Source organism: Gemmatimonadota bacterium (assembly GCA_009838845.1).
Classification (GTDB): Bacteria; Latescibacterota; UBA2968; order UBA2968; family UBA2968; genus VXRD01.
Genome location: VXRD01000079.1, coordinates 20,972 through 34,140, shown reverse-complemented (window position 1 = coordinate 34,140; position 13,169 = coordinate 20,972). Strand labels below are relative to the sequence as shown.

12 protein-coding genes and 1 pseudogene are annotated in these 13,169 nt (G+C 52.1%); 3 read left to right on the top strand and 10 right to left on the bottom strand.

Annotated features, from left to right (window positions below; translation table 11 throughout):
• The first annotated feature begins 102 nt into the window (after positions 1-102).
• A complete protein-coding gene (locus F4Y39_10305) occupies positions 103-417 on the top strand; it encodes a hypothetical protein (protein ID MYC14104.1) in 315 nt (104 codons plus the stop codon).
• Here F4Y39_10305 and F4Y39_10300 read toward each other — a convergent pair.
• The 7 genes and pseudogenes from F4Y39_10300 to F4Y39_10270 form a co-directional block, all read right to left on the bottom strand.
• Positions 377-646: pseudogene (locus F4Y39_10300) on the bottom strand (cell filamentation protein Fic). The gene F4Y39_10305 and the pseudogene F4Y39_10300 overlap by 41 nt on opposite strands.
• Before the next feature lie 209 nt (positions 647-855).
• A complete protein-coding gene (locus F4Y39_10295; protein MYC14103.1) occupies positions 856-1,368 on the bottom strand; it encodes a hypothetical protein in 513 nt (170 codons plus the stop codon).
• A 119-nt stretch (positions 1,369-1,487) separates the two neighbouring features.
• Positions 1,488-2,213 (bottom strand): hypothetical protein, encoded by a 726-nt coding sequence (locus tag F4Y39_10290; GenBank protein ID MYC14102.1) that lies wholly within the window; start codon positions 2,211-2,213, stop codon positions 1,488-1,490.
• Between the two features lie 16 nt (positions 2,214-2,229).
• Positions 2,230-4,098 (bottom strand): hypothetical protein, encoded by a 1,869-nt coding sequence (locus F4Y39_10285; protein ID MYC14101.1) that lies wholly within the window; start codon positions 4,096-4,098, stop codon positions 2,230-2,232.
• Between the two features lie 98 nt (positions 4,099-4,196).
• Positions 4,197-5,213, bottom strand: a complete 1,017-nt coding sequence (locus tag F4Y39_10280) for a phytanoyl-CoA dioxygenase family protein (protein MYC14100.1) — start codon at positions 5,211-5,213, stop codon at positions 4,197-4,199.
• Positions 5,214-5,318: 105 nt separating this feature from the next.
• Positions 5,319-6,209 (bottom strand): class I SAM-dependent methyltransferase, encoded by an 891-nt coding sequence (locus F4Y39_10275; protein MYC14099.1) that lies wholly within the window; start codon positions 6,207-6,209, stop codon positions 5,319-5,321.
• A gap of 124 nt (positions 6,210-6,333) precedes the next feature.
• The gene (locus F4Y39_10270; protein MYC14098.1) at positions 6,334-7,350 is read right to left on the bottom strand and encodes a phytanoyl-CoA dioxygenase family protein; all 1,017 of its coding nucleotides are present in this window, start codon (positions 7,348-7,350) and stop codon (positions 6,334-6,336) included.
• A gap of 284 nt (positions 7,351-7,634) precedes the next feature.
• Here F4Y39_10270 and F4Y39_10265 point away from each other — a divergent pair, with 284 nt between their 5' ends.
• A complete protein-coding gene (locus F4Y39_10265) occupies positions 7,635-8,522 on the top strand; it encodes a creatininase family protein (GenBank protein ID MYC14097.1) in 888 nt (295 codons plus the stop codon).
• Positions 8,523-8,555: 33 nt separating this feature from the next.
• On the opposite strand, the gene F4Y39_10260 is transcribed toward F4Y39_10265, so the two are convergent.
• Entirely contained in the window at positions 8,556-9,572 is a 1,017-nt protein-coding gene (locus F4Y39_10260) for a Gfo/Idh/MocA family oxidoreductase (GenBank protein MYC14096.1), read from the bottom strand.
• Positions 9,573-9,727: 155 nt separating this feature from the next.
• Between F4Y39_10260 and F4Y39_10255 the strand changes: the two genes are divergently transcribed.
• Entirely contained in the window at positions 9,728-10,843 is a 1,116-nt protein-coding gene (locus tag F4Y39_10255) for an exo-alpha-sialidase (GenBank protein ID MYC14095.1), read from the top strand.
• 20 nt (positions 10,844-10,863) lie between these two features.
• Here F4Y39_10255 and F4Y39_10250 read toward each other — a convergent pair whose 3' ends face one another.
• Both F4Y39_10250 and F4Y39_10245 read right to left on the bottom strand, forming a co-directional pair.
• Positions 10,864-11,973 (bottom strand): mandelate racemase/muconate lactonizing enzyme family protein, encoded by a 1,110-nt coding sequence (locus tag F4Y39_10250; protein ID MYC14094.1) that lies wholly within the window; start codon positions 11,971-11,973, stop codon positions 10,864-10,866.
• 30 nt (positions 11,974-12,003) lie between these two features.
• Positions 12,004-13,137: a family 43 glycosylhydrolase gene (locus F4Y39_10245; GenBank protein MYC14093.1), complete on the bottom strand. Its 1,134-nt coding sequence runs from the start codon at positions 13,135-13,137 to the stop codon at positions 12,004-12,006.
• Positions 13,138-13,169 lie beyond the last annotated feature (32 nt).

Below are 13,169 nucleotides of genomic sequence, written 5' to 3'. Positions count from 1 at the left end.
TATTGTTTAGAAACAAGTTACGGTTATTTTTTGGAAATTTATGTTGCTGTTGCTGATAGCGCCTTAAAAGAAAAAAAGGGCTCTGGAGTTACCCCGTTTCTGATGCTGTTGCCGAATCCCGAATTCTGTCTCGCCGCACTAAACATAGGGCTTACAGAGCCTGAATTCAGGCTACAAATAGCCATTTTCCCAACCACGGACTCTCTATCAACAATTCGGCAACAGCATCGTTTCTATGGACAGATTCCGCTATTCAGTCCGCTACTTTTACACGACCTCTTGTTGCCCTACCACTGGTACGAAATTAATCTCAACCCTTTGATTCAATGCGACCGCGCTTCTTTGAAGCATCGTCCGCGATATTGCTTGATCATCGTCAAGCAGACCTCTCAGGGAATTGCACAGCCTGTTCCATAGCATCAACTTCTTCATCTGTCAGATGATCAAAGTGGCTTGCGCGTTTTCGTGCGGACAGGCGGCCGTTGTTTTGGAGACAGAAGCGAATGAAAAGATCAATCTGTCTGTCGGGCATATCTACCGTATTTTGGATCGCTCGTTTGGCCGCATCGTAGTTGGCCAGGAAGGCCAGTTCGTCGGCGAGTTCGGTATCAATGATCTGGTCAATAAACCGAAACAGAGCTTGTATAGCGACTGATTTTGGTGGTGTTTAGCCATAGCACATCCCGGAAAAATGATTATTAAATGAGAATTATAGTTATTTTTTGGCAAATAGAAAGAAAAACAATCACAAATCGAAAAAATGCCGTGAGATTTCTTCTCGCGGCATTTTTCTAATTTGAACAGATTATTTGTGGAAAGTTCGAGTCCTATCTGATCTCCATTTGTTACTCCGGCTCAAGTTGAAAAATCTGAATTCTTAACAGATTCCCAGGCATCGAGAATTTGCTTGTATTCCTGTTGAATGGTCTCCTGCTCAAAACCACAAAACGTCATTTCCCAAAGACAGTGGACCAGAATATCCACCTCGTCTAACTGCTGCAATGTTTCAGGATCAATCTCCATTCCAAGCCACTCCTTCCAGGGGCAAAACTCAATAGCCCAGGAAACCTCGTCTTCTCCTGCCAATCCTGGCATTCTGCTGTTTTCATCCTGATCTTTCCAGCGTGTGCCGTCAAGACCAGATACATCTCCCCAGATACGACCGTCGTCACCGACCTTTTCAGTGACACTCAGTCGCATAGAAGTTTCTACAGGGGTCAGCAAGATCAGGCGTTCATACACATCTGCATATGCGTCTATGCAATCTGCTTCATCGGGATAGGTTTCCAAAAAACGATATTTTACACCTGGCCACGTATGGCGATTGATCAGATCCTCAAATGTCATATGATGTAAAGTCATTTCCATTTCGGTCCTCCTGCACGATTTGTGGGTTAATTCTGGTACTTCAGTACACTGGTAGAGATAAAAAACACGCAGTCAAGCCAAGCCGAGAGCCCCAACATCCAGTCTGCTCTTCGTTTCACTCATACAGCATTCCACTTCCATGTATTACGACATGCAAGCCGAGGATAGTCATTTATATTCTTGCTTCCTGCATGCAAAAAAAAGTTTTGGTAAAACAGAATGTCGCCACGCTTTGCCACCAATTCTACACCTTCACCAATATCTACCGTGTCCTTACCCGAATTCACGTCCCACAAGTAGGGATATTTCTCTGGGTTGTCCTCTGCAATACCCTGAAGCTTTTGATGTGAACCAGGCCATCCAAACGTGCATCCTCCGTGCGGTGCTGTATCACTCAGATACAGAATTGAATGCACCAGGATTGGAATGGGAAACGTCGGACGATTGTACTTTACCGGATCGGATCCACCATCCAGGTGAGGTTTCAAGTGGCTCCATTCACCTTCCGTCGGAAACGTGTTCTGAGTCATAACCTGTGTCGGCGCGTGGATCTCCTCGCGATCTACACCAGTCAATTCGGATACTGCGATCAAAATATCATCTGTATAACACGCCAGGATATCCGGCGAACTCATCATTCGATTTTCTGGCGATGCACGATGCTGTTGATTGATCGCATGCACGGACACACGCCCCCAGGTTTCAGAGTCGTCACGGTCCATTTCCAACGCCGCCCACATCGCGTCTTCAGCCTTGCGAACCACATGCTCGGGGATCAAACCCGACGCCAGCAGATATCCTTCTTCGCGAAAGTGCTTCTTCTGCTCATCTGTCATTACGCCCATATATCACTCCCAGCAATCAGAATTCCAACACCTTCTTCCGTTTACCCTTACTAATGGTGACGATACCACTATTGTAGTCGGCATTGAGGAAAGGGCTTTCAAAGACCTTCTTCGGGGCGTAGTTGACTGACTTGCCGTTAATGCTGGGCGTTTTCTCAAAGCTGGTGTCAAAGGTCAACAGGTCGCTGTAGATCGTGGTGTATCTAAGAATGGCTCCATCCATGCTCATCTCACAACCTTTTACCTTCGCTTTGAACGTGTCGAAGCTATCGAGATCGCTCTTGGCTATAACCTCGAGAATGACGGGGGCGTATTCGCCCTTAAGCGCCATGATCCTTCCGGGAGGTGTCTTACGTGTACTGCCATCCTCAGCCTTGACGGTGTATGAGCCATCCTTCCACGTGAAGCCTCCATCGGACACGCGAATAGCTGCCCATGCGCCTTCTGCTTCCACAAATACCACACCATCTTCCTCAACTGGTGCGCTCAAGCCTTTTTCCGACATCCAGACATTCATCTCGGCGCCACCCTTGTGGTACTTGAGCTTCTGTGTGATCAGGCTACCCTTGCTTTGGACGGACCACTGAGCATTGAGAACGACCTTGTTGTCCTCGGGACGCACAAGAGGAACGATGCGGGCATCGTCTTCGCCAGCAAAGATCACACCCTGCCAACGATTCTGTGCGCTGATCGCGACCCAATCGGACAGCGGTCGCGCCTCGGTCATTGGGGTACCCAAGATGAAGGCAGGGTCACAGAAACTGTAGCGCAGAATGCCACCACCGTTGGTCCGTAATTGATTCGGCGCTTTGCTCGCAACTGCCACCATGGGAAACGAATGGCCTTGTCTCCCGAGACCCTGTGTACGCTGTCGCACTTCGTAGCGGCCGCGTCCCTTTACGTCGGACGCGATATCGGCCACTACGGTCGGGGGGCGGTAAGCGCTGAGTGCGGCGTTGACGTCATGACCATTGACCGTTGGTTGCTTGCCGATGCCGAAGTAGAACCAGGCCAACGGAGCGTTTCCGTGATCCCGGTTCTGGTAGAACGCTTTCTCCCCCTTTCTGCGTGACCCGCCGCCACCCATATGCCCACCAATCTGCTCTTGCGCCCAGTAAGCAAAGTAGAGATCGAGGAACATCCCGGCCGAGCGCTGTACTGGTGGATCACCGAAGTCGTAGAAGTTATAGAATCCTCTGATCAGCGTGGCGTTATATCCATCGCTCATCATTTCGATACACAGGCTCTTGCGGGCCCGTTCACGGCAGTAAGCGATGAAGTACTCGTTCCAGGCGCGGTAGTGATCCTCGGCCGTGGCGCCGTCATCAAACTTGAGGTTCCTATATTCGGGCAGATTCCTGGCGAGCTTGGAGAAGTGCCAATTCACCGTGAAGTCCATGGCATGATGGTTCTCGGACCCGTAAATGTGCCAGGTCTGCGAGTCCTTGACCTCCGCCTTGCTTAGCCACGAGCACATTTTGGCATAGAGCCAGACCGGCTTGAGCGCGAGGGCCTCGGTCTCTTTGGTGATGCGGCCAGGATGCTCCGTCCCGTTGGTGCCGTACATCTCAATCAGCCGCATGACGATTTCCGCATGCCAGTGGAAACTGTCGCGGTCATTGATGTCCTTTGGGTTATCGAGGTAGTGCTGGGCATTTTCGGCCAGTGCGGCATTTGCCTCATCCAGCATCTCGCCAAGGTAGAGACAACGTGCGGCAAACGCCATCATGGAATAGGAGTAGGCTCGAACGTAGTTACCGCGCCCCAGGCCGAGTGGTTTCTGCTTCTTGGCGCGCACCAGGGGGGTGCCCGATTCTGCGCGGAACATTGCATCCACCCGTTTCTCAAATCCAGCCAGGATGGCTTCCGGGGTTTGCTTCTTCATCGACACAGCTCCTTTCTCTACGGTGAATCAATGAAAAACGCCGTGAGAAAAAATCTCACGGCATTTTTCTATTTTCGCTATCATTTGGCCAAAAAGTTCTATCCGGCACTCAGCATTGCCCTGGTCTCGTCCGTCAGCCGGATGTGCGGCGGCGACATGCCCGGCAGCAACACACTCGGGTCGCTCTCCACACACGCCAGAGGATGGAGCTTGGTAAGCGCAGGGTTCGCGGAATAGTCTTTGTCCTCACGGGGATCGTTAAACCAGCACGGCGAGAACTCCAGAATCCGTTTCTGCCGCTCAGTCAGTTCGGGGTCGTTGGTGTCGTACGCGGCGTCGCCGTGGTGCATGCCGAAAGGAACATACTTGTAGAAGAGGGTGCGACGTTCGCCGCTCCCTGCCCACGGAATCGTACCGTGTTTGAGCTTCTCACTGAACAAAATGCAGTCCCCAGCCCTGGCCTCGACGCGGTGTACCGGCACATCGTCATCCCAGTTTGGCAGTTGCGACGTCCACTCCGTGTCGCACCAGTTTCGCCGCCAGTCACCGTCGATGTCCGTCAGTTTCTGCTCATTGGCCGGCTTGTGTGTGCCAACAACACACCCGAAGCCCCCGTCATCTGGTCCGACTGTCTTGAGTTCATACACACACGTGATATGAAAGCTGCTCGGGCTGCCGTGGAGTGTCCCGCCTTTGTCCTCGCCGTCTGTCGGTTTCCGGCCAGGCTTGTAATGTATATTGTCGTGATCCAGCCGGAACAAGGGGCGAAGCTCTGCCGGCATATGTGCTGGGGCATGGCCCCACGTCGGGTCGCCGAGAAGCTCTTCAAGGATGGGCAGCATGGTCTCGTTGTCGATCAGGTCCCTGTAGGCCTTGCTCCAGAGCCTTCTCCCCACGTAGGTGTTGCCGTGCCGGTCAGTTGTCTCGTGGGTGTCGCGCCCGCCGATGTAGAAGCGGTTCTGTTTGTCGGTGCCGGCCGTGGACAGCGTCTCCTCCCGCTCAAAGATATGCTGATCATAGACTTGATTGAGCTCGTCTAACTGCTGTTGATTGAGCACGTTGGGCACGACGATATAGCCTTGTCGTGCGAACGTGTCACGCATCGCATTGTCCATCTTCTAATCTCCTCTATGTGTAGAAACTAAAAGGGCCATTTCTTGCGCATGAATGGCTGGTAAGAAGGAGTTTTCAGCAGTCGTTGTCAAGTGTTTTTGTCGTACTTATTGCTTCTTCTTACAGACCATATAGAATCCGTTGGGCAGAGCGTGAAAACAATTCTGACGCCATTGATCATGATTTTTGGTCGGCTCTTCCCAAACGTGAAGGATCTCAAATCCAGCATCAATCATCGCCATCAGGTAGTCAGAAACAGTCCACTGAAAAATGTACTGAACATTCTCGGCATCCCTGGTCTCTTCGTCTTCAGGATCCACAAATTCTGTCGCCGCTCCTGTCTCCGGGTTATACAAGTATTGGTGAGGCCCACGATCGAAGTAAAAGAAGTCTGCTTCGGGAGTGTTGCCCCCCTCTTTGCCAACCATCGCATCTTCACCTATAAAGTATTCACAGTTGCTCCACATTTGCCGCACGGGATGAACCTCGCCTACCACAAACAGTCCACCTGGGGTCAGCAACCGACTTGCCTCTGCGTAGTATTGCCAGAGATCCGAAATCCAGATGGCCACAACGCCTACGCTACACGCGAAGTGATATCCTCCGTCGGGCAACGTCGGGAGGTCCGAAATGTCGCCCTGGTGGAAGGTGATTTCAAGGCCAAGGTCCTTTGCCCTTTCGGCGGCGATTTCCAATTGTCGCTCGGAAATGTCGACTGACGTGACTGTTGCCCCCATTGATGCCAAGGCGAAGGCGGCGAAGTTGTCCCCACTGCCCAAGACAACCGCGTTTTTTCCCTCCAGGGATCCAAGATGTTGAGCGATATGCTCAACTCCCTGCTCAGTCAATGCATTCTCCCTCCAATATTCGAGTGCTTTTTCAACCCGCTCTGGTACCAGATGACCGCGATGCCAAGGGCCTTTTGAGTCTCTGCGTGCCTTCCACCGTGGTGCAGCTGCATTCCATTTTGTATGATTTGACTCGTGCATCTTATTCATTTTACAGACTCCCTTAAACCAAAAACCGCAGGCATTCAAATTGAATACCCACGGTTTCGAAACAAAAAGGCTGTGAGAAGTCCCTCACAGCCTAAAATATTCATTTTATTTTAGATTCGAATCTTCAGTTGGCACTCAGCATTGCCCTGGTCTCGTCCGTCAGCCGGATGTGCGGCGGCGACATGCCCGGCAGCAACACACTCGGGTCGCTCTCCACACACGCCAGAGGATGGAGCTTGGTAAGCGCAGGGTTCGCGGAATAGTCTTTGTCCTCACGGGGATCGTTAAACCAGCACGGCGAGAACTCCAGAATCCGTTTCTGCCGCTCAGTCAGTTCGGGGTCGTTGGTGTCGTACGCGGCGTCGCCGTGGTGCATGCCGAAAGGAACATACTTGTAGAAGAGGGTGCGACGTTCGCCGCTCCCTGCCCACGGAATCGTACCGTGTTTGAGCTTCTCACTGAACAAAATGCAGTCCCCAGCCCTGGCCTCGACGCGGTGCACCGGCACATCGTCATCCCAGTTTGGCAGCTGCGACGTCCATTTCGTGTCGCACCAGTTTCGCCGCCAGTCGCCGTCGATGTCCGTCAGTTTCTGCTCATTGGCCGGCTTGTGTGTGCCAGCAACACACCCGAAGCCCCCGTCATCTGGTCCGACTGTCTTGAGTTCATAAACACACGTGATATGAAAGTTGCCAGGGCCGCCGTGGAGTGTCCCGCCTTTGTCCTCACCGTCTGTCGGTTTCCGGCCGGGCTTGTAATGTATATTGTCGTGATCCAGCCGGAACAAGGGGCGAAGCTCTGCCGGCATATGTGCTGGGGCATGGCCCCACGCTGGGTCGCCGAGAAGCTCTTCAAGGATGGGCAGCATGATCTCGTTGTCGATCAGGTCCCTATACGCCTTGCTCCATAACCTTCTCCCCACGTAGGTGTTGCCGTGCCGATCCGTTGTCTGGCGTGTGTTGCGCCCCCGGATGCTCTTACGGTTCTGTTTGTCGGTGCCGTCTGTGGACAGTGCCTCATCCCGCTCGTGGATATGCTGATCATAGACTTGATTGAGCTCGTCCAGTTGCTGTTGATTGAGCACATCGGGCACGACGATATAGCCTTGTCGTGCGAACGTGTCACGCATCGCGTCGTTCATCTTCTAATCTCCTCTACGTGTAGGAACTACAAGGGCCATTTCTTGCGTATGGATGGATGGTAAGAAGGCGTTTTCGGCAGTCGTTGTCAAGTGCTTTTGTCGTACTTATGGATAGGGTAAAGGTTTCTTATGGTAAAAAGTTCAGTGAGTGGAACAGTTCGGGGCCATAAAAAACAATCTGTTGTTTTAAGGCTATGAGATTAATCATAGCCTTTTTTTATTAATAGCCTAAATTTCATCCGGCCTTTTACCTCATTCTCCATTCAACATAAGGAGCCTGAACCATGGAACGCAGAGAAGTCCGCTGGGAACGCATGTTTCCCGATGAACTGGAAGCCGCTTTTGAAGATTGTCCTGTGGTGTATTTACCCTATGGCCTGTGTGAACCCCACGGCCCGGTGAACGCCCTGGGCCTGGACGCGCTGCGTGCCCACGGAGTAGTGTGTCAGGCCGCCCGGTCATTCGGAGGCATTGTAGCCCCGCCCGAATACTGGCACTGCCACGAATCGGGAGGCTACGGGACCTGGGCACACGAACGGGTGGGTGACGTCCGCCCCTGGCTTACAGCGGTGCCACCGTGGATCTTTTTAAAAAATCTCTGCTATCACATCCGCGCCGTCGATGCCCTGGGATTTCACGTAGCCGTGCTCTTCTCCGGACATTCGGGACCACACCGCCTGGACGTACCCGTTGTACTTGAAATCCTCCAGCAACACGTTTCCGTCCGCCTCTATTCTCTTATGAGTATGGGCACAGGGGAATCCCGATTCAAAGACGACCGGGGCATGGGAGGCCACGCGGGAAGAGGCGAAACATCGCTGCTGTGGGCCGTGGCCCCGGACTGTGTAGATCTGTCCCGGCTTCCCGGACCGGACGTGCCAGGGCCTCATTTCGCCCAGGGCGATTATGTGGATACATCCAGCCGGCGAGCAGGAGAAGAAATGGCGGCTGATACGGCAGCACATATATCTGAAAAAGCAAAAGAACTTCTAACGGAATACGAGCGTTTAAAACCCGATCACACCCCGCTGACCTACGGGCAGATTGAGCGTATCTGGGACGAGGAGATCCGCCCCCGAATGAAAAATTTTGCTTCTATGCAGAGCGGGGATAAAGCACCCCCAGAAGACTCTCGCTGGTATGCCAACTGGCGAGTGCCAGATCTGGGTTAGAACAGAGAGGGGGCGGATCAGAATCGAGTTTGCCTAACAGTCCACCGCAACGCGATTCCCCGTAATAATAGATTCCTGAATGGCCATCGCGACGGCTGTCGCAATCAGTCCGTCTTCAGGTGTTGCAGCTACAGGGGTGCCACTTCGGACAGCGTTGAAAAATGCACGCATATTGTACTCCATCAGGGTCGTCCGCTCAGGCGCCTGAAACGTCTCGACTGTAGATTCTTTGGCCTCCCTCAAGGCCCATTCCAGCGTATCCGGTAGCCATTGCGTGCCAGTTATGCGTGCCAGTCCGTTCTCTGTCCAAATATCCAGAAGATGTCCGCCATCAGCACACGCAGCACCAATGCCACCACAAGTCAGCGAAGCGGAGGCTCCAGATTCGAACTCAATGACTGCTGCGGCCGCATCCGGCATTGGGCTACCTCTGAACGATCCCCCAAATGAGAATACGGATTTGGGCTTGCCCAGTAAAAATGCCAGCGTGTCGAAAAGATGTACATAGCACTCGTTGATAAGCCCATTGTGGTTTTCCGGATCCCAGTGTTTTGATTCTGGCGGAGGACACCAGCCCACCATCAGATTGCCATTCGCCATCCACCCATTTCCGAGAGGACCTTTCAGGAGTTCTCGCAACCGCACCATTGCAGGCATACAACGGATCGGAAATTCGACCTGACAGGGCAAATCAAAACTGTTGCACAAGTCAACCAACGCTCTTCCACTTTCCACTGTCCCTGCCCAGGGCTTCTCAATCAGCATTGGGATGCCCCTGTTGCCAGCCGATTCAATCAGCGCCCTGCGATGTTTGGGCGTCACCGCAAGTGCGACCGCGTCCAACGATTCGGCATCCATCATCTGGTCTGCATCTTCGTAAAGCCTGAGATCATTTTTCTTCTCATAGGCTCTATAACCACCCATACTGTCCAATCGAGCAGGCATATTCTCAGCAGCTGCCACAACGTGGGCACCCTCGATTTTCTTCACAGTTTCTACTATCCATTGACCAAGACCAAGACCAACAACACCAAGTCTGATGGGTGTCATATTGTCCTCCTTATATGAAAGTTGTATAGAATGTCAATGCCCAACCCCCTTAGATTGAATGGCGATTTAACAGAAGGTAATTTCCAGCTTGGAAGTACTGATAATTATGCAGATCTTAAATTTAAAAAAATTTTGAACGCAAATCGAGGAGATAGATGATGCAGAATTATCGAGGAGATGTTATGGACCTTCGCGTAGTTCGCCGGGTTGAGCAGCATCCGCAGGCCTGGCGCGTGTGGCAACCGGTCATTATTCCAGGGCAGAAGAAGAGGCATCTCATTGTGGCCTTCGGGGCGATGGTCAACGGCAAGAAAGACATGGGAGACATTCTCGCGACGCTCTCAACCGACGATGGGGATACCTGGGAGGAACCCGTGATGATATTCGATCATCGCCAGCGTCAGGGTATAGTGCAATTTGCCTACGCGAATCCAGTTCTTTACCGCGCCCCCGGACAGGACGTCATTTGGTGCTTTGCGATGCGCTGCCCGATAGCTCAGAAGAATAGCGAAGAATCTCAACTGGTCGGTGCATTCACCGCAGATGGCGGTTATTCCTGGACACAGGTGGAAATGGCGATGCACTATGCAGGACCGCTCATCACATGCTCGAGCATCGTTACTACAGAAATCGACTCAGTACACAAGTATCTCCTGCCAGCCCACCGCAACACGCTGCAAGAAGACCCACGCGGTTCGCGTGACCACTTCGTTCTCAGCAGTACCAGCCTGCTGGAATGGAAGCTCGAAGCATATATTCCCCAACCCACCAATGCTCGTGTTTTCCTACACGAGGGAAATATCGCGCCGGGAGAAACACCAAAGGAACTATGGATTGTCATGCGAACGGCCGATTACGACGAAACCGATCGCACGACGGACCCGCCCAGAGCCTATTCGAGCGTAAGCCGTGACGGTGGCCAGACCTGGAGTGTCGCCAAACCCGAACCCGACCTGCACAACGCCAAGTCAAAAGCTTTCTTTGGCCGATCCTCGAATGGCACGCATATCTATGTGTACAGCGACGGGCCTCCCCAAAGAGAAAAAGCACCGGGATTTCCGAACGGAGGTCGGACCTCTCTGCGGTACAAAACAAAAAATCCCGGAGACACCTGGAGCGAAGAGAAAACCTTCTACGATGCCGGGATTAAGAACTCTTATCCCACACTTATTGAAATTGCGCCGGGGGACTTCCGTTGCGTGTGGGACAGCGGCACACCAGATACGCCGCGTACTCATATTCATTTCGGCAAGTTGCAAATTTCACCGTGATTCGATGAGGAACCAGACGCTTATTCGCCGAATACCAGATCAGAGACGCAATAAGGTTCGAGTTTAGACCAGTCGAATTCTACGCCAATTCCCGGATCATCAGGCGCAATCGCCCGGTGGTTTTCGATCTTCAACCGACGCTTTGTGTACTCGTCAATTGGAAAGCTGTGGTATTCCATCCAACCTGCATTGGGTTGCGCAGAAACCAGGCTGACGTGCAACTCCTGCATGCCGTGAGAGCATATTGGGACTTCGTACTTACGCGACAATTCGGCAACCTTCAGCCAGCCCGTAATCCCCATACAATTGGAAGCATCAGGCTGAATATAAGAGAGCTTAGCCTGTTCAAAAGCGTAGCCAAATTCATGTATCGTATGTAGGTTCTCGCCCATCGATAGAGGCACACCCGTAGCATCGGCAATCTCGGCATACCCCAGATAGTCGTCTGGAAGCGTAGGCTCTTCAAACCACAGAATATCGAACGCCTTAAATCGGTTCGCCGCCTCAATAGCGTATTCAACACTCATGGAGTAGTTTGCATCGACCATGAAAGCAATATCGGGACCGATCAACTTTCGAACCGCTTGGACCCGCTCTACATCTTCATCAAGGGTGGGTTGTCCAACCTTGATCTTGACCCCATTGAAGCCCTTGTCGAGATAGCGACGGATGTTATCGAGAAGTTTCGAAAGTGGAAAATTCAGATCAATGCCTCCACCATAGGCTTTGCAACTCGCACCCACTCCACCCGAGACTTTCCACAAGGGCAGGTCCTTGCGTTTGCAGCGGATATCCCAAAGAGCGATGTCGATCGCCGATATCGCAAATGACGAAACCCCGCCACGACCGACGTAATGAATATACCATTCGCACCAATCGTTGATCTCTTCCACATCCGCCCCATTCCTGGCAATCAACCTGGGAGCCAGATCCGCGTCGATCATAGCTTTAATCGACCTGCCACCGCGACCACCGGTATAAGTGTACCCGGTTCCCTCGTACCCATCCTTCAGTGTTATCGTCACGGTAATCAACTCGAAGTGACTATGGTCGCCATGCTTGGCATCGACCAGCACCTCCGCCAATGGCACTTCGAACAGCCGCGTTCTTATCTTAACGATTTCGCTCATATCATCATAAATTACAGCTTCAAAATTCTATCATCCCAGCAACGCCTCTGGTGGCACATTGAACCTTTCTGGATTAATCATCACATCGCGGATCGTGCTGTAGTGCTGGAAATAAGACCAGGCAAGCTGTTTTTCCCGTCCTCTTTCCAGATCACAATCGAAGCGCACCAGAAAATTCCAGTCGGACCGTCCGTAATGACACAGCCCCCAGCTAAACCCCTTGCCATCTTTTGTATCCGTAAATTTATCGGGAATATAAGCCCCTCCTGCAGGTGGAATATCTTCCAGCGTTGCCATCACCTCAAAGTTCAAGCCATCCTCCGCGTATTGAATTGATCCCTTCTCAGGACCCGCCCAATCAACCATTGCAGCCACACCTGTTTTCCAGGGCCAAACCCAGACCTCGTGCCCGCTATTTGTAATTGGATTCAGCGGATGTTTCTCATAAGGGCCCTCAGGGTGATCAGCAATCGCCACGCCCCACTTCGAATCGGCAAACATGATATCTCCGACTCCATGCCCTTTGTAATATAGCCAGTACTTGCCATCGCGCACCAAAAGCCCCGGATCGTGAACTGCAGCACTATCCCACGACCCTTTTTTAATAACTTTCCGTTTATGCACCTGATCGAGATCTGGCACCTCAAATTTTCCATCAGGAGCGGTTTCCAAGACTGGCTCAGGCAACTTCTCCCACGGCCCATCCGGAGAGTCTGCCTTTGCCATGCCCACTACGTTGATACCCAAACCGCGTTCGGGCATGGTCTCGGCCTGATAAACCAGATAGTATCTGCCATCGGCGACGAGAATATTACATGTAAACACACTGTAATCATCCCAGGCACCTGCCGGACCACGCTCCACGGCTGGACCAAGCTCTGTCCATACATACCCATCGGGACTCGTCGCATACCACAAGTCTGCGTTCAACCATTTATATCTCGTATCAGTGCAATGTGTGTACCAGACGTAATAAAGATCGCCAACCTTGATAATCGAACTCGGATCTCTTCGCCCAACACCAGGCTCGTAACCAAGCCCTTCGACAGGAGAATAACGAAAACGCGTATATAACTCATTCTCACTATCATCACACCGATGCCGTTTCATTGCTACACTTAGTGGCTTCTCTATTCCATCAGTCATTTCTCTATTGTCTTCCATGTTCGTTGCAAAAACCGATCCACCTGAATCAT

Excerpts from the sequence above, each read along its gene's own strand:
- F4Y39_10305 (MYC14104.1), top strand. The coding sequence starts at position 103 with ATGCTGTTGCCGAATCCCGAATTCTGTCTCGCCGCACTAAACATAGGG.
- F4Y39_10295 (MYC14103.1), bottom strand. The coding sequence starts at position 1,368 with ATGGAAATGACTTTACATCATATGACATTTGAGGATCTGATCAATCGC.
- F4Y39_10290 (MYC14102.1), bottom strand. The coding sequence starts at position 2,213 with ATGGGCGTAATGACAGATGAGCAGAAGAAGCACTTTCGCGAAGAAGGA.
- F4Y39_10285 (MYC14101.1), bottom strand. The coding sequence starts at position 4,098 with ATGAAGAAGCAAACCCCGGAAGCCATCCTGGCTGGATTTGAGAAACGG.
- F4Y39_10280 (MYC14100.1), bottom strand. The coding sequence starts at position 5,213 with ATGGACAATGCGATGCGTGACACGTTCGCACGACAAGGCTATATCGTC.
- F4Y39_10275 (MYC14099.1), bottom strand. The coding sequence starts at position 6,209 with ATGAATAAGATGCACGAGTCAAATCATACAAAATGGAATGCAGCTGCA.
- F4Y39_10270 (MYC14098.1), bottom strand. The coding sequence starts at position 7,350 with ATGAACGACGCGATGCGTGACACGTTCGCACGACAAGGCTATATCGTC.
- F4Y39_10265 (MYC14097.1), top strand. The coding sequence starts at position 7,635 with ATGGAACGCAGAGAAGTCCGCTGGGAACGCATGTTTCCCGATGAACTG.
- F4Y39_10260 (MYC14096.1), bottom strand. The coding sequence starts at position 9,572 with ATGACACCCATCAGACTTGGTGTTGTTGGTCTTGGTCTTGGTCAATGG.
- F4Y39_10255 (MYC14095.1), top strand. The coding sequence starts at position 9,728 with ATGATGCAGAATTATCGAGGAGATGTTATGGACCTTCGCGTAGTTCGC.
- F4Y39_10250 (MYC14094.1), bottom strand. The coding sequence starts at position 11,973 with ATGAGCGAAATCGTTAAGATAAGAACGCGGCTGTTCGAAGTGCCATTG.
- F4Y39_10245 (MYC14093.1), bottom strand. The coding sequence starts at position 13,137 with ATGGAAGACAATAGAGAAATGACTGATGGAATAGAGAAGCCACTAAGT.